Genomic DNA, 19,753 nt, shown 5'->3' on the forward strand with positions numbered 1-19,753 from the left:
CCTGCTCATCGGACTGGCACCCACGGCGTCCTCGATCGGGCCGTGGGCGGCGGCGCTGCTGGTGGCGCTGCGCATCGTCCAGGGGCTGGCCCTCGGCGCGGAATCCGGTGTGGTGGCGGGTTTTCTGTCCGAGTCGGCGGGTGGGCGCGGCAGAGGTTCCCTCACTGCCGTTTACGCCGCAACCGCAACCATCGGGACGCTGATCGGTTCACTACTCGGCGTGCTGCTCACCCACACCCTGTCGGTGGATCAGCTCACGGACTGGGGCTGGAGAATCCCGTTCCTTCTGGGAGGAGTGCTGGGGGTCACCGCTTTCTTTGTCCGGCGCGGTGCCGCTGAGACGTTCGACCCGGCTGAGAATCGGGAGCCGCACCCGCTCCGAACCATCTGGCGCGAGCATCGGTCCGATGCGCTGCGCACCGTCGCGGCGGGTTCGGTGGTGGGCCTGGTCTTCTTCACATTCATCGCGGGCTTCCCCTCGCTGGCCGTATTGATCGGTGCGGACGGCAGGACCGCCTTCCTGGCGACCTCGCTGGGCCTTGCGATCACCGTGCCGCTCAACATCTTCTTCGGCGGCCTCAGCGATCGGATTGGCCGGCGCCGCGTGCTGATCGGCGGGTACATCGCGATGGCGGCGGGCGCACCCGCCGTGATCGCACTGATGTGGAATCCGAATGCCGCCTGGAAGGTGTACCTCGCGCAACTGGCTATCGCGGTGACCACATCGGTCCCGGGAGGCGTGACAACCGCGGCGATGGTCGAGCGCTTCCCGCCTCGGTTGCGCGCTTCCGGGTTCGCGTTCGTCTGGGCGGTGACCATGGCCACCTTCGGCGGCACCGGCCCGATCATCGCCACCTGGCTCGCCGCGCGCGGGCTGACCTTCACCATGAGCTCGTACCTGATCGTGTTGTACGTGGCGGCCGGTATCGCTGTGTGGACCATGCGCGAGGTCGCGTTCTCCGAAACCCCCTGGGAGGACGCGGCGCAACCGGCTCGTTAGGCGATGGTCAGCCCGCCGTCGACGACGATGGTCTGCCCGGTGACAAAGCCCGCGGCCGCAGACGCCAGCCATACCGCGGTGGCGGCCAGTTCGGCGGCGTCTCCGAGACGGCCCATCGGAGTTCTCGGCAGAACGACATTCTCGAGGTAGCCAGGCGCCAACTCGTCGGTCATCTCGCTGGCGAAGAAGCCGGGCGTCAGGGCATTCACCCGAATCCCCTTGCGCGCACCCCACTGCTGTGCCAGATCCCGGGTAAGACCCATGACGCCGGCCTTGGAGGCGCTGTATGCCGCCTGCGGCAAGCCACCGGTGGTCAGCCCCAGCACGCTGGAGATGTTGATGATCGAGCTTCCGGGCTGCATCACCCGCCCGCAGGCCTGCGCCATCCAGTAGGAGCCGTTGAGGTTGATGTCGATGACACTGCGGAACTGTTCGGGGGTCTCCCGGGTGGCCGGTACCGCGGTGCCCACGCCGGCGTTGTTGATCAGAACGTCGACCCGACCGAACTCGGCGATGGCGGCGTCGACCAAGTGCTGGCATTGGTCGGGGTCGGCGACGTCGGTCTTGTGGGTGTGGGCCCGCCGGCCGGTCTGTTCGACCAAGGCGGCGGTGTCCGCCAGCTTCTCCACCCGCCGGGCACCCAGGACGAGGTCCGCACCTGCCTCGGCGAAGCTCTGCGCGAAGGCCACGCCCAGGCCGGAGGATGCGCCGGTGATGATGACGACCTTGTCGTCGAGTCGGAACGAATCGAGCACACTCATGACGGGCTCCTCAGCACCTGACGGGAAATGGCGTACTTGTGCACCTCTGTCGGGCCGTCGTAGAGCCGGAAGGCCCGCATATCGGAGAAGATCATGCCCACCGGGGTCTCATCGGAGATTCCCATGCCGCCCAGGATCTGCACGCAGCGGTCGGCCACCTTGAAGAGTTCCTCGGAGACAACGGCTTTCACCATCGAACTCTCATGCCGGCCCTTGGCGCCGGTGTCCAGCATCCAGCAGGCCCACCAGATCGCCAGCCGGCACTGCTGCAGCGCGATCTCATTGTCGGCCAGCATGAACCCCACCCCCTGATGTTCACCGAGGGTCTTACCGAAGGCGGTGCGGGTGCGGGCGTGCTCGACTGCGATCGACTGTGCCCGCATTCCCGCGCCGAGCCAACGCATGGCATGGGTGAGCCGGGCCGGGGTCAGACGCATCTGCGCATAGCGCAGCGCCTCACCGACCTCGCCGAGCACCGCTGAGGCCGGTAACCGGACATTCTCGAACCGCACCACACCGTGGCCCTCGACATAGTTGCGGTCCATGGTGTTCATCACCCGCTCGAGTTCGATCCCCGGGGTGGAGCCTTCGCAGAGGAACAGCGTCGGGCCGTCGGCGCCGTGCGGGTTGGCTGCCACGCGGGCCATGATGATCCACGTCTTGGCGCCGTTGGCGCCGGTGATCAGCCACTTGCGGCCATTGATGACGTACTCGCTGCCGTCGAAGACGGCCTCGGTCTGCAACTGGCCGGGATCGGATCCCGCGCCGCCCGGTTCGGTCATCGCGAACACCGACCGCTGCCGTCCCTCGATCACCGGCACCAGGAACTTCTCGGTTTGTTCGGGGTTGGCGATTTTGGACAGGATGTACATGTTCGCCTCGTCGGGTGCGGCGCAGTTCAGCGCGACCGGACCGAGGGTGGACCAGCCGGCCGCTTCGAAGAGCACCGCCTGCTCCCGATGTGAGGGCTCCCATCCGCCGAATCGGCGCTGAGTCTGGAAGCTCAGTAGCCCCGCCTCGCGGGCCAGGCCGACCATTTCGGTGCGGAGGTCCTCGTTGGGTCCGTGCCGGGTGAGCCGCGGATCCTTCTCGAACGGGACGATCCGCTCGGCGACGAATTCACCGATCCTGTCCCGCCGGACGGCAAGCTCCGCCGGAATCTCGAAATCGATCATCTCTGCTCCTCCATGATCTTCACTGCGCGATCGAAAAGCCGCACTGTCGCGGTGTGCAGCACATCGCCGATCTCCCTGGGCGCCAGCCCTGCTGCCGCCCGGGCGTTCGATCCCTCGAGAATGATGCCGAGCTTGAAGCAGGCCATCACCGTGTACCAGTCGATCGCGGACAGATCGCGGGTGGTGTTGCGCGCGTAACGTTCCACCAGTTCGTCGGGCGTGGCAAGACCGCCGGCGGTCATCAGTTCGTTCGGCAGCACCGGCTCGTACCCGGGTCGGTACCAGGTGGCCAGCATCCAGCCGAGGTCCAGCAGGGGATCGCCGATGGTGCACATCTCCCAGTCCACGATCGCCACCACATCGGGTCCGGTGTTGGAGAACATCACGTTGGCAGCGTGGTAGTCGCCGTGCATGATCCCGGGCGAGAACGTCGTCGGCTGATGTTCGCGCAGCCACCCTGCTACCGCAGCGACGTCGCCGACATCAGGGCCGGGGTAGTTGTCGAACTTGGCGTAGGACTCCAGCTCTGAAAGCCACCGTGGCACTTGGCGTTCCAGGAATCCCTCCGGTTTGCCGAAGTCGGCCAGGCCCACCGCGACGTGGTCGAGGGCACCCAGTCGGGCCACCGCGTCGGCCATCGACAGGCCCATTCCGTGCCGGACTTCGGCGGCGCCAGCGTGCAGTGCGGGCAGTTCCGCCCCGGCGTTGAACCCGTCCACCGGCTCCATCAGATAGAAGACCGCGTCGCCGAGCACCGAGGTGTCCTCGCACACCGCGATCAGTCCGGAATGTGGGACGTCGGTTCCGGCCAGAGCCTGCAGCACCCGGGTCTCACGCAGGATCACCGAATTGCTGACCGGCCGCAGATGCCGCGGGCCGCGGCGGAAGACGTACTCCCGGCCGTCCCGGGTGAACCGAAGCATGATGTTCTGCGTGCCGCCGGTGATCGCCGCGACGTTCTCGATGGGACCCTCACCGAGCCCCCGCCCGGACATCCAGTCGGCAACTGCAGTCAGGTCGTCCACGCTGGCGAAGCTACCTCACGGGCCCAATGGCGGAGGGGACCCGGGCTGCTGGCGGTTTTTCTGCCAGGGCCAGTAACCGGTGACCTCGAGTTCCAGCGAGAAGCTCAAGAACGTCCGGATCAGCACGATGCCGCCGAGCACCGCGACGCTGCGGGCATTCGGCGTGACGGCCACCGTCCGGATGATGTCGGCGGCGACGAGGAACTCCAAGCCCAGCAGGATGGAGCGGCCCAGCTGCTGGCGGAACACCCGGTAGACGTCACCGGACTTACGCCGCAGCCTCGACACCGCACCCGCAGCCGAGATCAACGCCCCGACGGCGATCACGGCGACCCCCACACCGTCGATGGTCTTGCCCACCGTCTCGATCACCTCGAAGAAGTCCACCGGGTGGATTCTAGGGGCCGGGAGCGTTTCACAGCCGGCACACAGCGATCGCATAGGAACAGCCCATAGCTGCGGCCATACTGGTGATATGGCTTCCCCCGCCGCTGAACGCGTCGTGATGCGGCGCAGCGACGGCAGCCCCGTCAATGTCCTCGTCGTCGATGACGAGGACGTCCTGGCCGAAATGGTCTCGATGGCGTTGCGCTACGAGGGCTGGACGGTCAACACCGCCGCCGACGGTGCGGCCGCAATCGCAGCGGCCCGCGACGTGCGCCCGGACGCGGTGGTACTCGATGTGATGCTGCCCGATATGAGCGGTCTGGATGTGCTGCGCAAGCTACGTGAGGACAACCCGCAACTTCCGGTTCTGCTGCTGACCGCCAAGGACGCACTCGAGGATCGCATCGCCGGGCTGACCGCCGGTGGCGACGACTACGTCACCAAGCCGTTCTCCATCGAAGAGGTCGTGCTGAGGCTGCGCAGCCTGTTACGCCGCACCGGGGTCAGTGTCGAAGGGAATAGCGCACAGATCGTCGTGGGCGATCTGATACTTGATGAGGACAGCCATGAGGTCACTCGCGCCGGCGAGCTGATCGGCTTGACCTCAACAGAATTCGAACTGCTGCGGTACCTGATGCGCAACCCGAAGCGCGTGCTGTCCAAGGCACAGATCCTCGACCGGGTCTGGAGCTATGACTTCGGCGGCCGCTCCAACATCGTCGAGCTCTACATTTCCTACCTGCGCAAGAAGATCGACAGCGGGCGCGAACCGATGATCCACACCCTGCGCGGCGCCGGCTATGTCCTCAAACCCGCGTCCTGACCGCCCGGTTGGCGGCGGACCGACATGGTCGCTGAGAGCGCGCCTGCTCGCCGGACAACTGGCCCTGCTCGTCGGCGTCGCCCTCGGAATCGCGGTCGCAACCGAGTTCGCGCTGAACGCCTATCTGGTCGGCGAACTCGACGGCCAACTCCGTCATATCGCCCAGCGGTCGTCGATGATGGACCACCGGCCACCGCCGCCACCCCCGGGACGCGAGGACCGCCCGATGATGCCCAGACCCGGGCCGGGTCCGGAGTTCCTCGACGCCCCGGGCCAGCCGATCGGAATGGTCGCCGCGGTCGTCAGTGACGGTGAGGTGGCCAAAGCCGGGGCGCTGAACCGCGGAGGTGACCGCGATTCCCTGACTGAATCAGCGGCGCACCAACTCGCCGAATCGGCGGGAATCCGGCAGCCACAAACGCGCGAGCTCGACGGGTGGGGGCCCTACCGGATCATCTCCGCACCCGGTCGACAGCCCGGAACCGATCTTGTGGTCGGGCTGAGTCTGCGCGGCGTTCATCAGACCCTGATCCGGGTGGCGGTGATCTTCGCGGTGGTGACCGCGCTGGCACTGGCGATCGCGGCCGCCGCCGGAATGCTGATCATTCGCCGCGCCCTGGCGCCGCTCAACCGGGTGGCCGCCACCGCCGGTGCCGTCGCCGACCTGCCATTGGACCGGGGCGAAGTCGCCCTGCCGGTTCGCGTCGCGCGCGCCGACACCAACCCGAACACCGAGGTCGGCCGACTCGGGCTCGCGCTGAACCGGATGCTCGACCACATCGCCGCGGCGCTGTCCACCCGTCAGGCCAGTGAGAGCAGGGTGCGCCAATTCGTCGCCGACGCGAGCCATGAACTGCGCACGCCGCTGGCCGCGATCCGCGGCTATACCGAACTGGCACAACGGAAACGTGACGAGGTGCCCGAGGACGTGGCACACGCGATGGGCCGGGTGGAGTCCGAGGCAATCCGGATGACCAGGCTTGTCGAGGACCTCTTGCTGTTGGCCCGGCTGGACTCCGGGCGACCGCTGGAACGCCGGCCTGTGGATCTGTCCCGGCTGTGTGCCGACGCGGTCAGCGACGCGCATGCGGCCGGCCCGATGCACCGATGGAGCCTCGACCTACCGCCGGAACCGGTGACCGTCATCGGCGACGAGGCTCGGCTGCATCAGGTGTTGGCCAATCTTCTGGCCAACGCGCGCACCCACACCCCGGCAGGATCGGAGGTGACGGTCTCATTGCGCACCGACGCCGATATCGCGATCCTGCAGGTGCTGGACAACGGTCCGGGGATTCCGGTCGAAATGCAGTCGGAGGTCTTCGAGCGGTTCGCCCGCGGCGACACTTCCCGCTCCCGTAAAGCCGGATCGACCGGCTTGGGTCTGGCGATCGTGTCGGCCGTCGTTCGCGCCCACGACGGAACCATCACGCTGGCGTCGGTGCCAGGCCGCACGGAGTTCACCGTTCGGCTGCCCCGCAGCGCTGCGGTCTGAAGAATCCGCTGCTATGAAATCGAAATCACCAGCAGCCTCGATCGCGTCGGCGAATGACCACCACAGGAGTGTGCTGCCGTTCGATGACACCGCTGATTTCGCCGACGCCGACCGGGGATTCATCGCCGCACTGCAACCCTGCGTCGTCACAGCCGCCGACGGGCGTGTGGTCTGGGATAACGATGCCTACGGCTTCCTGGGCGGGGAGGCTCCGCCGTCGGTGCACCCCAGCCTGTGGCGGCAGTCCACACTGGCCGCCAAGCAGGGCCTCTACGAAGTCGTTGAGGGCATCTACCAGGTTCGCGGTCTGGACCTGTCCAACATCAGTTTCATCGAGGGTGACACCGGTGTCATCGTCATCGACCCGTTGATCTGCACAGAGACCGCAGCCGCTGCACTGGCGCTGTACCGGGCCCATCGCGGCGAGCGGTCCGTCGTGGCGGTCATCTACACCCACAGCCACGTCGACCACTTCGGCGGCGTGCTCGGTGTCACCAGCCAGGCCGACGTCGACTCCGGCCGGGTGGCGATCCTGGCACCGGAGGGCTTCATCGGTCATGCGGTGCAGGAGAACATCTATGCCGGAACCGCGATGACCCGCCGGGCCACCTACATGTACGGCACCCTGCTGGAGCGCGGCCCACTCGGTCAGGTCGGGTGTGGGCTCGGCCAGAACACCTCGACCGGTGAGATCGCGGTCATCGTGCCGACCGTCGACATCACCACGACCGGCGAGACCCACACCATCGACGGTGTGGAGATCGAGTTTCAGATGGCGCCGGGCACCGAGGCGCCGGCCGAGATGCACTTCTACTTCCCGAAGTTCCGCGCGCTGTGCATGGCCGAGAACGCCACCCACAACCTGCACAATCTGCTGACCCTGCGCGGCGCACTTGTGCGCGACCCGCACGCCTGGGCGGGCTACCTCACCGAGGCCATCGACACCTTCGCCGACCGCACCGATGTGGTGTTCGCCTCGCACCACTGGCCCACCTGGGGCCGCGAGCAGATCGTGGGATTCCTTTCCCTGCAACGCGATCTGTATTCCTACCTGCACGATCAGACCCTGCGGCAGCTCAATCAGGGTTTCACCGGCATCGAGATCGCCGAGAACTTCACCATGCCTCCGGCGCTGGAGAAGGCCTGGCACACCCACGGCTACTACGGTTCGGTGAGCCATAACGTCAAAGCGGTCTACCAGCGCTATATGGGCTGGTTCGACGGCAACCCCGGCCGGCTGTGGCAGCATCCACCCGAGGCGCTGGGCCCCCGCTACGTCAGTGCGATGGGCGGCGTCGACCGTGTGGTGGAGATTGCCCGCGAAGCCTTTGATTCCGGCGATTACCGATGGGCGGCAACACTTCTCGATCACGCGATCTTCACCGAAGAGAATCATGGCGGGGCTCGGGAGTTGTACGCGGACACCCTTGAGCAGTTGGGCTACGGAGCCGAGTGCGCGACCTGGCGGAACTTCTTCCTCAGTGGTGCAACCGAGCTGCGCGACGGTAACTTCGGCACGCCGGTCAACACCACGTCGCCGACCATGCTCAGTCAGCTCACCCCGGAGCAGATGTTCGACGTGCTTGCCCTGTCGGTCAACGGCCCACGCGCCTGGGATCTGGATCTGGCTCTCGACGTGACATTCGGAGATCTCGGGACCAACTACCGGCTCACCCTGCGCAACGGCGTGCTGGTCTACCGCAAGCGCGCGGCTGATCCTGACTCCGCGACGGCCACCGTCACACTGGCGCACAAGATGCGGTTGCTGGCCGCCGCCCTCGGGGACTTCACCTCTCCGGGACTTGAGGTGACCGGTGATGCGGCCGCGCTGCAGAGCCTGCTCGGCGTGCTTGATCAGCCCGATCCGAAGTTCAACATCATCACGCCGTGATCACCTCAGGGAATGCCGCCGTCGGCTCGCAGGATCGACCCGGTGGTGAAACTCGATGCATCGGACATGAGAAACAGTGCGGCGCCGACGATCTCCGATGGCTGCCCGGCCCGCTGTAGTGCGAAGGCGGAGAACGGGTTGATATCGCCGAAGTCCCATGCCTTGCTGATATCGGTGAGGAACGGACCCGGCATCAGGGTGTTCACCCGCACCGTCGGCCCATAGGCGTGGGCCAGCCCTTCGGTCAGGGCGTTGAGTCCGGCCTTGGCAGCCGCGTACGGCAGATACGACGGGTGTGGCCGCAGTGAACCGTGGGTGCTGACATTGATGATCACCCCGCCGCCGGCCGCCACCATCCGCTCGCCGGCCAGTACCGAGAGCCGAAACGGTCCCTTCAAGTTGAGGTTGACCACGGTGTCGAACAACTTCTCCGTGACATCGGTCAGCTTGTCGTAGGTCGGCGACATGCCGGCGTTGTTGACCAACACGTCCAGCCTGCCGAACCGCTCGTAGACCGCATCGATCAACCCGTCGAGTTCGGCCCACCGGCCGACGTGCACCGCGTGCGGCATTGCCGCCCGGCCGGTCTCCTCTTCGATTTCGGTCGCGGTCGCAACACAGCTGTCGAACTTGCGGCTGGCGACAACGACATCGGCACCGCACCGCGCGGCCGCAAACGCCATCTCACGACCCAGGCCCCGGCTGCCTCCGGTGACGAGAACCACCCGGTCAGTCAGGTCGAAAAGTCGGTCGGTGTACGCCATGGACCTATCGTTGCACCCATGCAGTTCCTGCTCATCCGACATGCCCTACCGCTTCGCACCCGGGCCGGTGAGGGCTCAGATCCCGAGTTGGCCGTCGAGGGCGCCGAGCAGGCCCGTCGGCTACCCGGGGCGCTCGAACGGTTTCCGATCAGCAGGCTGGTGAGCAGTCCGCAGCGTCGCGCCTACCAGACGGCGGACCCGGTTGCCGCCGCCCGCGGTCTGCCGATCGACATCGACGATCGGCTAGCCGAATACGACCGTGGGATGTCGCACTACGTCCCGTTGGAACAAGCCCGCGCCGAGGGCAGCCCGGACTGGAATCGGATGGAAAGTGGTGACCTACCCGCCGGGGTCGACGTCGAGGAGTTCCGCGGACGAATCTGGTCGGCGCTCAACGACATTAGCGATGCCACCGCACATGCCGACACCGTTGCACTGTTCAGCCACGGCGGAGTGATCAACGTGGTGTTGAACGAGATTCTCGGCACCGCGAAGACCTTGTCATTCCCGATCGACTACGCGTCGGTGACGACGCTGCGCCGTTCCAGGAAGGGCGCGTTCACCGTCGCCGGAGTCAACGGAATCGAGCACGTCTGGGACCTGCTGCCCCGCAAGAGACCTACCGCTTGAGAGCGAACTGCAGGTTCTTCTTCGCAGCGCGGCGGAGCTGGAACATCCGGGCCGCACTGACCAGTGCGGTGACCAGGCCGCCGCATACCGCGGCGAACAGGATCGCCACGCCGAGTGGGAGATTCCACCGCCAGGTCAGGAAGGCGAACGATGCGGACTCGGTGTTCTGGGCGATGAAGATCAACAGCACGATGAGGATCAGGAAGCCGAAGATCAGTGATATCCACAGCGCCGCCGCCCGGGTGAACTTGACCTCCTCGGTCCTGTTGGCGGGGGAGTGGCTGGATTCGTGCTCCGCTACCACCGGTGGCGCAGCCGCGCCGGGGGCCTGCTCCGGTGAAACGGGGGGTTCGCTGCTCATGAGGTCATTTTGACCTGTTCGGACGCGTAAGGGAAACAACCAACCGGCGACAGGTCGCAACCCGGCTGGCTAGGGTCGGCGAAGGCGGTGAAAGGAATCCGATGAATCGATGCTGGGTACGGCGGACGGTGCTGGCGATGGCGCTGGCAGTGACCCTGCCGATGGCCGGCTGCGGCAGTTCCAATCCGCTGGGCGGCGCGGGGCTGTCCGGGGACCTCAAATCGGTGGTGGTCGGCTCGGCGGATTTCCCGGAGTCCAAGATCGTGGCCGAGATCTACGCCCAGGCGCTGGCCGCGAACGGTTTCACCGTGGGCCGCCAGTTCGGTATCGGCAGCCGGGAGACCTACGTGCCCGCATTGCGGGACCACTCGATCGATCTGATCCCCGAGTACACCGGCAACCTGCTGCAGTACTTCGATCCGAAGAACACGGTCACCACTCCCGATCAGGTCGAGTTGGCGCTCTTTCGTGCGTTGCCGGGGGACCTTGCGATTCTGCGCCCCGCGCCGGCCGACGACACCGACACCGTGACGGTGACCGAGGCGACCGCAAGCAAGTGGAAGCTGAAAACCATCGCCGATCTCGCCGCGCATTCGGGGGAGGTGAAGTTCGGCGCCCCGTCGGAGTTCCTCAATCGCGCCCAGGGACTGCCGGGACTCAAGGCCCGCTACGGCCTGGACGTCAAGGATGACAATTTCGTCGCGATCAGCGACGGGGGTGGTCCGGCGACGGTTCGCGCTCTCATCGACGGGACGGTGACCGCGGCCAACATCTTCAGCACCTCGCCGGCGATTCCGCAGAACAGATTCGTGGTGCTCGGCGATCCGAGGAACAACTTCCTGCCGGGCAATGTGGTGCCCCTGGTGAGTTCGCAGAAGATGTCGGATGACCTCAAGAAGGTGCTCAATGCGGTGTCGGCGAAGCTCACCACCGCGGCACTGACCGAACTCAATGCCGCGGTCTCCGGAAACTCCGGGGTAGACCCCGACGAGGCGGCCCGAAAATGGGTTCGCGACAACGGTTTCGACACTCGGATCGGCAAGTAGATGATCCGCTTCGATGGCGTCACCAAGCGCTACCCCGATGGAACCGTGGCAGTTGATGACCTGACGCTGGAGGTCCCGGAGGGCAGCCTGACAGTGTTCGTCGGCCCGTCGGGCTGCGGTAAGACCACGTCGATGAGGATGATCAACCGGATGACCGACCCGACCTCGGGCATCGTCACCGTCGACGGCCGCGACGTCGCCGGTGTCGATCCGGTCGCGCTGCGGCTCGGCATCGGCTATGTAATCCAGAGCGGCGGTCTGATGCCGCATCAACGCGTGATCGACAACGTCGCCACCGTCCCGGTACTCAAAGGCCAATCGCGGCGCGAGGCTCGACGCGCCGCCTACGACGTTCTCGAACGGGTCGGCTTGGACCCCAAGCTGGGCGACCGTTATCCAGCCCAGCTGTCCGGAGGTCAACAGCAGCGTGTCGGTGTCGCGCGCGCGCTGGCCGCCGACCCGCCGATATTGCTGATGGATGAACCGTTCTCGGCGGTCGACCCGGTGGTCCGCGAGGAATTGCAGGCCGAGATGTTGCGACTGCAAAGCGAATTGCGCAAGACCATCGTCTTCGTCACCCACGATATCGACGAGGCGATCACGCTGGGGGATGCAGTAGCGGTGTTCGGCCGGGGTGGAGCGCTGCAGCAGTACGACGCACCGGCCCGGCTGCTTGAACACCCCGCCAACGACTTCGTCTCCGAGTTCATCGGATCTGATCGCGGATTCCGCGCGCTGCAGTTCTTCAGCGCTGCGAACCTTGTGCCGCAGCCCCTTTCAGCCGTTACCGAAGACGCCGTCGACGCGCTCGACCTGGCCGATGGCGAGTGGGTGCTGGTGGTGCGCGACGACGGATCGCCGTTCGGCTGGATCGATGCGCGCGGGGTCGGGGTGCACCGCGGCGGCGGCGCGCTGTACGACAGCGTGACCGCCGGCGGATCGCTGTGCCGCCCCGACGGAACCCTGCGCACCGCCCTTGATGCGGCGCTGTCGTCGCCATCGGGCATCGGGGTGGCCGTCGACGACTCCGGTGTCGTGATCGGCGGTGTGGTCGCCGATCAGGTGATCGACGCCCTTGAAGACCAACGCCGGTCGGCGGACTGATCGCCCGTGCACTATCTGCTCAACCACCTCGGTACCGCGTGGACGCTGACGCTCATTCATCTGCGGCTTGCACTCATTCCGGTCGTCCTCGGTCTGGTGATCGCGGTGCCACTGGGTGCCTTCGTGTGGCCGCGCACCGGATTGCGCCGCCTCACGACGTTGGCCGCGAGCATCATCTTCACCATCCCGTCGCTGGCGCTGTTCGTCGTCCTGCCCCTGATCATCCCGACCCGCATCCTCGATGAGGCGAACGTGGTCATCGCCCTGACGCTCTACACGACGGCTCTGCTGATCCGGGCCGTACCTGAGGCTCTGGATGCGGTGCCCGGACCGGTCCGCGACGCGGCGTCCGCCGTCGGCTACACCAGGCTGGGACAGTTACTCAAAGTCGAACTGCCGCTGTCGATCCCGGTTCTGATCGCCGGACTGCGAGTGGTGGCGGTGACCAACATCTCGATGGTCGCAGTCGGCTCGGTGATCGGTATCGGTGGACTCGGAACCTGGTTCACGGAGGGCTACCAGTCCGACAAGAGCAGCCAGATCATCGCCGGAATCATCGCGGTCTTCCTACTGGCCGTTGTCATCGACATCCTGATCCTGTTGGCGGGACGGCTCATCACGCCGTGGGCGCGGGTCCGGGGTGCGTCGTGAACTTCCTGAACCAGGCGCTGACGTATATCTTCACCGCGTCGAACTGGGGCGGTAGGGCCGGTCTGGGTGCGCGCATCCTCGAGCACCTGCAGTACACCGCCGTCGCGGTCATCGCCTCCGCGCTGGTCGCCATCCCGATCGGGATGATCATCGGCCACACCCGCCGCGGAACCTTCCTGGTGGTCACCGGTGTCAATGCATTGCGAGCGCTGCCGACCCTGGGTGTGCTGCTGCTGGCCGTCCTACTGTGGGGACTGGGGCTGCTGCCGCCCACCATCGCCCTCATGCTGCTCGGAATCCCACCCCTGCTGGCAGGCACCTACGCCGGTATCGCCAACGTCGACCCGAAGGTGGTCGATGCGGCCCGCTCGATGGGCATGACCGAGCGGCGGGTGTTGACCCACGTCGAGGTTCCCAACGCGCTGCCGCTGATTCTCGGCGGACTGCGCACCGCCACCCTCCAGGTGGTGGCCACCGCGACGGTGGCGGCCTATGCCAGCCTCGGCGGACTCGGGCGCTATCTGATCGACGGCATCAAGGTCCGACAGTTCTACCTTGCTCTGGTCGGCGCTCTGCTGGTGACTGTGCTGGCGCTGCTGCTGGACGGAATTCTGGCGGCGGTGGTGTGGGCGTCGGCCCCCGGCACCGGGCGGTTGCGCCGTCGGCTACCGCAACCACTGCTCGACGACGAGGTGAAATTCGACTCCCGCCCTCGACGCCGGACTCCCGACTACGGCGGCGAGCAGCCGTCGCCTACGGTGGAGGGGTGGTGACTGCAGACGACGGTGCGGCCCCCCAGTGGCCCGCCATGCTGACGTGGCGCTCGCACGATTGCACGCGAATCGAATCGGTCCGGGTCAACCTGTCCGGTAACAGGATCAAGGCGTCGGGGAGGATCGTGGCGGCGGCGACAGCGGAGAACCCGGCGTTCAGCGCGTCCTACGACCTGGTGACCGACGACAACGGAGCCACCAAACGGCTGTCCATGGACATAACCCTCGCCGGACGCGATCGTCAGTTGTCGATCCACCGCGACGAGGAGAACATGTGGCTGGTCACCGATCACCAGGGGCAGTCCCGCGACTCCTATGAGGGGGCGCTCGACGTCGATGTGGTGTTCAGTCCGTTCTTCAACGCGCTGCCCATCCGGCGCACCGGACTGCACCGGGAAGCAGGCGCGGTCAGCGTCCCGGTCGTCTACGTCTATCTGCCCGATCTGAACGTCACCGCGGAGACCATCAGCTACGCGAGCGCGGGTCCGGCAACCGGTGACGGGATCAAACTGCACTCTCCTGTTGCGGAGACCACCGTCGTCGTCGACCACGAAGGGTTCATTGTCGACTACCCGGGCCTGGCAGAGCGGATCTGACCACCGCGCCGGCTCGGCCGGCTGCGGCGAGTTCCTCACGCCAGTTATCGGCGCCGAGTGTGATGGTTTCGATCTGGGGCCGGGAGAAGCTCTCGTAGCGGACCCGTGCAGCGTGGCCGGCATCGACCAGTTCAGCAACGGAACCCCTGTCCGCCAACGATTCCCGAGCGCTGTGCAACAGCGTCAAGATGCGGTCCAGCGCCGGGATCAGTTGATCCGCGTTGGCTTCGCACATGGCACGCACCGAATCCGGCGCGGTTGCGGCAACCCGGGTGCCGTCCCGAAACGATCCGGCCGCGAGCGCGAAGGCCAACGGCACATCGCCGGCTTCGGCGGCCAACGCCTCGGCCAGCACATGCGGTAGGTGCGAGATGCTCGCTGCGGCTGCATCGTGCTCGTCGGACTTGGCCGGCACCACCATCGAGCCGCAATCCAGCGCCAGTCGCATCACCTGCGACCAGATGTGCGCGTCGACGTGCTCATCGACGCTTACCACCCACGGTGCCCCGGCGAACATTCGCGCGTCGCCGGCGACCCAGCCGGAGTAGGCCGTGCCCGCCATCGGATGCCCGCCGACGTAGCGGTCCAGGAGTCCGGCGAATCGGACCTCGTCGAGTACCGGCCCTTTGACACTGATCACATCGGTCAACGGGCAGTCCGCGGCGTCCTGCTTGATGTGGGCGAGCATCACCCGCACCGCGGGCATCGGTACGGCGAGCACGATGAGCGCCCGGCGGTCGGCCGCCCATCGGAGCGCCTCGGTGATCTCGGTGGTCGCTGCGAACCCGTCCTTGCGTGCCGCATGCACGCCCTCGGTAGAGCGGTTGTAGCCGAAAGTCTCCCGGCCCGCCGCCGTGGCCGCGCGCACCACCGACCCACCGATGAGGCCCAGCCCCAGGACACACACGGGTGTAGTCGTCACGTTTCCAGGTTGGCACATCTCTGCCCGCAGATCGGTGCGGCGTGCTGGTCGCTGGTCAACTCGCCCGCCCAGCGACTACCGTATGCGCCCATGGCAGGTCAGCGGGTAGAGCGCGAGCAGGGAGCATCGGGCTCCGGATCGGGTTCTGGATCGGGTTCTGCCGAGGCGTCCTACGGATTTGCCGTCGCCGTCGTGCACGAGAACGCCCAGTGGCGCTGTGCGCCGATGAGCGCCAAGGCGTTGACCAGCCTGGCTGCCGCCGAGACCGAACTGCGGGACTTGCGCAGCGCCGGCGCGGTCTTCGGCCTGCTCGACATCGACGACGAGTTCTTCATGGTCGTGCGTCCGGCGCCGTCCGGCACAAGGCTGCTGCTGTCGGACGCGACCGCCGCTCTCGACTACGACATCGCCGCCGAGGCGCTGGAGAAGCTCGACGCAGATATCGCGATGGAGGACCTTGAGGACGCCGATCCCTTCGAAGAGGGTGATCTCGGTGTGCTCGCCGATGTCGGACTGCCCGAGGCCGTGCTCAGCGTGATCCTCGACGAGACCGACCTCTACCCCGACGAGCAGCTGGGCCGCATCGCCCGGGAGATGGGCTTCGCCGAGGAGCTCTCAGCGGTGCTCGACCGCCTGGATCGGTGAGCCCGCTTCGGCCCGACGACGTCCTGATCCGCGCCGCGATCGACGCGGCCGCCGCGGCGGGTCCCGATGACGTGCCGATCGGGGCGGTGGTGTTCGACGCCGACGGCATCGAGCTGGCCCGTGCCGCCAATGCCCGTGAGGCACTCGGTGACCCGACCGCGCACGCCGAGATTCTGGCGCTGCGGGCCGCCGCCGGAGTGGCCGGCGATGGCTGGCGGCTGGAGGGCGCCACCATTGCCGTGACCGTCGAACCCTGCACGATGTGCGCCGGCGCTCTGGTGATGGCCAGGGTCGGCCGGTTGGTGTTCGGGGCGTGGGAGCCCAAGACCGGAGCGGCCGGTTCGCTGTGGGATGTGGTGCGCGATCGACGCCTGACACATCGTCCGCAGGTGCGCGGTGGCGTGCTCGCCGATGAGTGCGCCGCACTGCTGGGGGATTTCTTCAGCCGCCACCGTGATTTGGGCTAGTCCGCACCTGTCCGTAAGATTCCCCGCGGTGGCGTGTCCGAGCGGCCTAAGGAGCACGCCTCGAAAGCGTGTGACGGGTAACCCCCGTCCGAGGGTTCAAATCCCTCCGCCACCGCCATATTCACCGGCCGATACACCGAGTTAGGCGCGGTTTCGGGCCTGCTCGACCCGTGGTGTCGGATTCCCGCGACCGCTCGGCTGCCGTCGAGTCAACAAAATCGTTCCGCTGATCGGGGGACAGGTAGATCATCCGCCGATCGGCCCATCCGGTCGACATGGCGCGTCCGCTTCCGGCGAAAGACTGGCTGACGACAAGCGCACCACCCCAGACGACGGGAGCCAGATCGTGAACACCGCCTCAGCAGCCGACAGCTATTCGGTTTCCGCGCCGGCATCGGTCGCGGTCTACTGCTCAGCGAGCTCGGCGCTCGCGGCGCATTTCTCGCAGCCGGCCCGGACGATCGGGCGGATGCTGGGGGAAAACGGTCTGCAGATGGTCTTCGGTGGAGGAGGCGTAGGACTGATGGGCATCGCGGCCCGAGCGTGCAAGGCAGCCGGCGGTAACGTCGTGGGGATCACCACCTCGAAGCTCGACGATCTGGAGGGCGGTTGGGAAGGCTGTGACCAGTTGATCGTCGTGGAGTCGATGCCCGATCGGCGCACCCGGATGATGGATCTGGCCGATGCGTTTGTGATCCTTCCCGGTGGTCTGGGTACCTACGAGGAATTCTTCGAGGTCGTGGTCGGCCGCCAGCTCGGGGATCACTCCAAGCCGATCGTCATCGTCAACCACGACAGCTTCTACGATCCGATGATCGCCATGATCGACCACGGGATCACCCACAACTTCATCGCGCCGGCAATCCGTGAGGTTCTCATCGTGGTGAATGACGCGGCCGACGCGCTGCCCGCGCTGATGGCTCACCGGCCCCGCGAACACAATCCCGCTGACTTCCTCTATCTGCCCGACCATCTGCCCGGCGAGGAATCCCATCAACTGTTGCGGGCGTCCTGAACATGACCGAGTGGGCCCGTCGAGCCGTGGAGGTGGACGGGGCCATGGAGTGATGACATTCTCGCTGGGTACCGGTCCCCGCACCGTGTTGCTGGTCCGCGGCGGCCCCGGTTGCCCATCGCGTTATCTTCGAGACAGTCACGCCGGCCTGGCCGGTCAAGGTCTGGGGTTGGTGACGTGGGACCACCTGGGGTGCGGGGAATCCGACAAGCCGGCCGATCCGTCGTTGCCTTTGACCCCGGGAATCGTCAAAGCCCCGCCTACTGATCGACGAAACGCTGTAATTGGTGCAGTCGTTCGCATTCGGGGAGGCGAGTAAGTCACATGGATCTGATTTCACCACTTGACGGCATGTTCCTGCTGGGTGAGTCACGCGAGCATCCGATGCACGTCGGTGGCCTGCACCTCTACAAGCCACCCCCGGGCGCCGGGCCGGACTTCGTCCGCGAGCTCTACCAGGAACTGCTCACCGACACCGACGCCACCCCGACGTTCCGCAAGCATCCCGGTGAGGTGATGGGCGGTATCTCAAAGCTCACCTGGGCGATCGAGCCGGAGATCGACCTCGAGTACCACCTGCGCCGCTCGGCATTGCCCAACCCGGGCCGGGTCCGTGAGCTCCTGGAGCTCACCTCGCGTCTGCACGGCACGTTGTTGGACCGGCACCGCCCGCTCTGGGAGATGCATCTGGTCGAGGGACTCGATGACGGCCGTTTTGCGGTGTACGCCAAGATGCACCACGCACTGCTCGACGGTGTGAGCGCGATGCTGACTCTGCGACGGGCATTGTCCACCGATCCTGATGACCCGGAAGCCCGGGCGTTCTGGGCCCCGAACGAGCGCAAGGCGAAGAAGGGTGCCAAGACCTCCCTTCTGGACACCGTCAAGAAGGGAGCCGGTTCCATTGCGGCTCTGGGCCCGGGTACCTACAACCTCGCCCGCAAGGGAATCCTCGAGCAACAGTTGACCTTGCCGTTCGGCGCGCCCAAGTCGATGTTCAACGTGCCCATCGGCGGCGCTCGGCGGTGTGCGGCGCAGTCCTGGCCCGTCGAGCGTTTCCTGGCGATCAAGAAGGCCGCCGGCGTCACCCTCAACGATGTGGTGCTGGCGGTGTGCGGCGGTGCCCTGCGGGCCTATCTGCTCGAACAGAACGCGTTGCCGGACAAGCCCTTGATCGCGATGGTTCCGGTTAATCTCCGCGAGGGCGAAACCACCGGCGGCAACGAGGTGGGATCGTTGCTGGGCAATCTCGGCACCGATCTGTCTGATCCGGCGGAACGCCTGCGAGTGGTCAACAACTCCATGAACAACAACAAGGAAGTGTTCAGATCACTGCCGAAGGTTCAGCAGGTGGCGCTGTCGACCTTCAACATCGTGCCGATGATGGTGGAACTGCTGCCGGTGCTGCGAACCACGGCGCCGCCGCCGTTCAACATCGTCATCTCCAACGTGCCGGGGGCCCGGCAGTCGATGTACTGGGGCGGCGCCCAACTGGACGGCAACTACCCGATGTCGATCGCCCTCGACGGCCAGGCGCTCAACATCACGCTGACCAACAACGGCGACAACCTCGACTTCGGCATTGTCGGTTGCCGCACCAGCGTGCCGCACCTGCAACGGCTGATCGGGCATCTCGAGGATTCCCTGACAGACCTCGAGAAGGCGACCGGAGTGACGGCGAAGAAAGCTGCGCCGCGCAAGCGCGCCTCATCCTCCGCCAAGCCCCGCTAGGGGCAGGTCACCGCGATCTCGAACGGTTTGGTGATCGGCTGCATCGGATTGGCCATATCGACCCCGCTCGCCGTGCCGCTGATCGTGTAGCGCTTGCCGTCCCTGGTGGCCGACGCGCTGCCTCCGGGGGTCATGTCCTGGAACCCCAGCACCACACCGTCGACATTGCCCAACCCGACGGAGGTCACCTTCGAGGCGTCTTCGGCCATGACTACTGCGATCCCGGTCGTCTGCTGGCCGAGAGCGATGGTGAGATTGCCGCCGGCGGTGGTACAGACCACCTGACCGGTCATCTCCCGCGGATTGCCGTCGATGGTCACCGTGGCGGTGCCAGAGCCCGCCGACGCCGACGCCTGCGCGCTAGCACTCGTTGTCGTGCCTACAGAACTGTCCTTGCTCGAACAGCCGGTCAAGCCGGCCACCAGTATCGTGGCGCCTCCGACGGCCACCACCAGACCTCGTATCACTGACCACCACACTTTCGTTGCTGTGAC

The 19,753-nt window shown here is 66.3% G+C and carries 22 protein-coding genes and 1 tRNA gene; 15 read left to right on the plus strand and 8 right to left on the minus strand.

The features are described 5' to 3' along the window. The coding region (locus tag ACR2JI_RS14740) for an MFS transporter (protein WP_526391228.1) at window positions 1-1,000 on the plus strand (1,000 nt) is incomplete at its 5' end. On the opposite strand, the gene ACR2JI_RS14745 is transcribed toward ACR2JI_RS14740, so the two are convergent. From ACR2JI_RS14745 to ACR2JI_RS14760, 4 genes are read right to left on the minus strand one after another with little or no spacing between them, the layout of a single operon-like run. Continuing rightward, window positions 997-1,761, minus strand: a complete 765-nt coding sequence (locus tag ACR2JI_RS14745) for an SDR family NAD(P)-dependent oxidoreductase (protein ID WP_526391230.1) — start codon at window positions 1,759-1,761, stop codon at window positions 997-999. The genes ACR2JI_RS14740 and ACR2JI_RS14745 overlap by 4 nt on opposite strands. Next, window positions 1,758-2,936, minus strand: coding sequence for an acyl-CoA dehydrogenase family protein (locus ACR2JI_RS14750; RefSeq protein WP_526391232.1), 1,179 nt, complete (start codon window positions 2,934-2,936; stop codon window positions 1,758-1,760). Before ACR2JI_RS14750 ends, ACR2JI_RS14745 begins: the two co-directional genes overlap by 4 nt. Beyond that, a complete protein-coding gene (locus ACR2JI_RS14755; protein WP_526391290.1) occupies window positions 2,933-3,931 on the minus strand; it encodes a phosphotransferase family protein in 999 nt (332 codons plus the stop codon). The genes ACR2JI_RS14750 and ACR2JI_RS14755 overlap by 4 nt, the downstream gene beginning before the upstream one ends. 45 nt (window positions 3,932-3,976) lie before the next feature. Continuing rightward, window positions 3,977-4,348, minus strand: coding sequence for a DUF1622 domain-containing protein (locus ACR2JI_RS14760; RefSeq protein ID WP_526391234.1), 372 nt, complete (start codon window positions 4,346-4,348; stop codon window positions 3,977-3,979). Between the two features lie 118 nt (window positions 4,349-4,466). Between ACR2JI_RS14760 and ACR2JI_RS14765 the strand changes: the two genes are divergently transcribed. The 3 genes from ACR2JI_RS14765 to ACR2JI_RS14775 are packed head-to-tail and all read left to right on the plus strand — an operon-like array spanning window position 4,467 to window position 8,554. Further along, window positions 4,467-5,171, plus strand: coding sequence for a response regulator transcription factor (locus ACR2JI_RS14765; RefSeq protein ID WP_526391292.1), 705 nt, complete (start codon window positions 4,467-4,469; stop codon window positions 5,169-5,171). Beyond that, the gene (locus tag ACR2JI_RS14770) at window positions 5,149-6,663 is read left to right on the plus strand and encodes a sensor histidine kinase (RefSeq protein ID WP_526391236.1); all 1,515 of its coding nucleotides are present in this window, start codon (window positions 5,149-5,151) and stop codon (window positions 6,661-6,663) included. Before ACR2JI_RS14765 ends, ACR2JI_RS14770 begins: the two co-directional genes overlap by 23 nt. A gap of 13 nt (window positions 6,664-6,676) precedes the next feature. Then, window positions 6,677-8,554: an alkyl/aryl-sulfatase gene (locus ACR2JI_RS14775; RefSeq protein WP_526391238.1), complete on the plus strand. Its 1,878-nt coding sequence runs from the start codon at window positions 6,677-6,679 to the stop codon at window positions 8,552-8,554. Window positions 8,555-8,559: 5 nt separating this feature from the next. Here ACR2JI_RS14775 and ACR2JI_RS14780 read toward each other — a convergent pair whose 3' ends face one another. Beyond that, the gene (locus tag ACR2JI_RS14780) at window positions 8,560-9,318 is read right to left on the minus strand and encodes an SDR family NAD(P)-dependent oxidoreductase (RefSeq protein WP_526391240.1); all 759 of its coding nucleotides are present in this window, start codon (window positions 9,316-9,318) and stop codon (window positions 8,560-8,562) included. A gap of 18 nt (window positions 9,319-9,336) precedes the next feature. Here ACR2JI_RS14780 and ACR2JI_RS14785 point away from each other — a divergent pair, with 18 nt between their 5' ends. Beyond that, entirely contained in the window at window positions 9,337-9,948 is a 612-nt protein-coding gene (locus ACR2JI_RS14785) for a histidine phosphatase family protein (protein ID WP_526391242.1), read from the plus strand. Here the strand turns inward: ACR2JI_RS14785 and ACR2JI_RS14790 are convergent. Then, window positions 9,938-10,309, minus strand: coding sequence for a LapA family protein (locus tag ACR2JI_RS14790; RefSeq protein WP_526391244.1), 372 nt, complete (start codon window positions 10,307-10,309; stop codon window positions 9,938-9,940). The genes ACR2JI_RS14785 and ACR2JI_RS14790 overlap by 11 nt on opposite strands. Window positions 10,310-10,446: 137 nt before the next feature. Between ACR2JI_RS14790 and ACR2JI_RS14795 the strand changes: the two genes are divergently transcribed. The 5 genes from ACR2JI_RS14795 to ACR2JI_RS14815 are packed head-to-tail and all read left to right on the plus strand — an operon-like array spanning window position 10,447 to window position 14,479. Then, window positions 10,447-11,355, plus strand: coding sequence for an ABC transporter substrate-binding protein (locus tag ACR2JI_RS14795; RefSeq protein ID WP_526391246.1), 909 nt, complete (start codon window positions 10,447-10,449; stop codon window positions 11,353-11,355). Next, window positions 11,356-12,459, plus strand: a complete 1,104-nt coding sequence (locus ACR2JI_RS14800; protein WP_526391248.1) for an ABC transporter ATP-binding protein — start codon at window positions 11,356-11,358, stop codon at window positions 12,457-12,459. Window positions 12,460-12,465: 6 nt separating this feature from the next. After that, on the plus strand, window positions 12,466-13,110 hold the full coding sequence (locus tag ACR2JI_RS14805) for an ABC transporter permease (protein WP_526391250.1): 645 nt from the start codon (window positions 12,466-12,468) through the stop codon (window positions 13,108-13,110). Next, window positions 13,107-13,883, plus strand: coding sequence for an ABC transporter permease (locus ACR2JI_RS14810; RefSeq protein ID WP_526391252.1), 777 nt, complete (start codon window positions 13,107-13,109; stop codon window positions 13,881-13,883). The genes ACR2JI_RS14805 and ACR2JI_RS14810 overlap by 4 nt, the downstream gene beginning before the upstream one ends. Window positions 13,884-13,918: 35 nt before the next feature. After that, window positions 13,919-14,479 (plus strand): putative glycolipid-binding domain-containing protein, encoded by a 561-nt coding sequence (locus ACR2JI_RS14815; RefSeq protein WP_526391294.1) that lies wholly within the window; start codon window positions 13,919-13,921, stop codon window positions 14,477-14,479. Here the strand turns inward: ACR2JI_RS14815 and ACR2JI_RS14820 are convergent. Beyond that, window positions 14,442-15,386, minus strand: coding sequence for a prephenate dehydrogenase (locus tag ACR2JI_RS14820; RefSeq protein ID WP_526391296.1), 945 nt, complete (start codon window positions 15,384-15,386; stop codon window positions 14,442-14,444). The two genes, ACR2JI_RS14815 and ACR2JI_RS14820, sit on opposite strands and share 38 nt — an antisense overlap. A gap of 105 nt (window positions 15,387-15,491) precedes the next feature. Between ACR2JI_RS14820 and ACR2JI_RS14825 the strand changes: the two genes are divergently transcribed. The 5 genes from ACR2JI_RS14825 to ACR2JI_RS14845 all read left to right on the plus strand — a co-directional run bounded on the left by ACR2JI_RS14825 (window position 15,492) and on the right by ACR2JI_RS14845 (window position 19,259). Then, the gene (locus tag ACR2JI_RS14825; RefSeq protein ID WP_526391254.1) at window positions 15,492-16,046 is read left to right on the plus strand and encodes a tRNA adenosine deaminase-associated protein; all 555 of its coding nucleotides are present in this window, start codon (window positions 15,492-15,494) and stop codon (window positions 16,044-16,046) included. Further along, window positions 16,043-16,513, plus strand: a complete 471-nt coding sequence (locus ACR2JI_RS14830) for a nucleoside deaminase (RefSeq protein ID WP_526391256.1) — start codon at window positions 16,043-16,045, stop codon at window positions 16,511-16,513. The genes ACR2JI_RS14825 and ACR2JI_RS14830 overlap by 4 nt, the downstream gene beginning before the upstream one ends. 27 nt (window positions 16,514-16,540) lie before the next feature. Next, window positions 16,541-16,631 (plus strand) — tRNA-Ser (locus ACR2JI_RS14835). Between the two features lie 228 nt (window positions 16,632-16,859). Continuing rightward, the gene (locus ACR2JI_RS14840; protein WP_526391258.1) at window positions 16,860-17,528 is read left to right on the plus strand and encodes an LOG family protein; all 669 of its coding nucleotides are present in this window, start codon (window positions 16,860-16,862) and stop codon (window positions 17,526-17,528) included. A gap of 324 nt (window positions 17,529-17,852) precedes the next feature. Further along, window positions 17,853-19,259, plus strand: coding sequence for a WS/DGAT/MGAT family O-acyltransferase (locus ACR2JI_RS14845; RefSeq protein ID WP_526391260.1), 1,407 nt, complete (start codon window positions 17,853-17,855; stop codon window positions 19,257-19,259). On the opposite strand, the gene ACR2JI_RS14850 is transcribed toward ACR2JI_RS14845, so the two are convergent. After that, window positions 19,256-19,726 carry a lipoprotein LpqH gene (locus tag ACR2JI_RS14850; RefSeq protein ID WP_526391262.1) on the minus strand — a complete coding sequence of 157 codons (471 nt, stop codon included), beginning with the start codon at window positions 19,724-19,726 and terminating at the stop codon, window positions 19,256-19,258. The genes ACR2JI_RS14845 and ACR2JI_RS14850 overlap by 4 nt on opposite strands. Between the last annotated feature and the right edge of the window lie 27 nt (window positions 19,727-19,753).

The organism is Mycobacterium sp. (genome assembly GCF_051006775.1).
Classification (GTDB): Bacteria; Actinomycetota; Actinomycetes; order Mycobacteriales; family Mycobacteriaceae; genus Mycobacterium.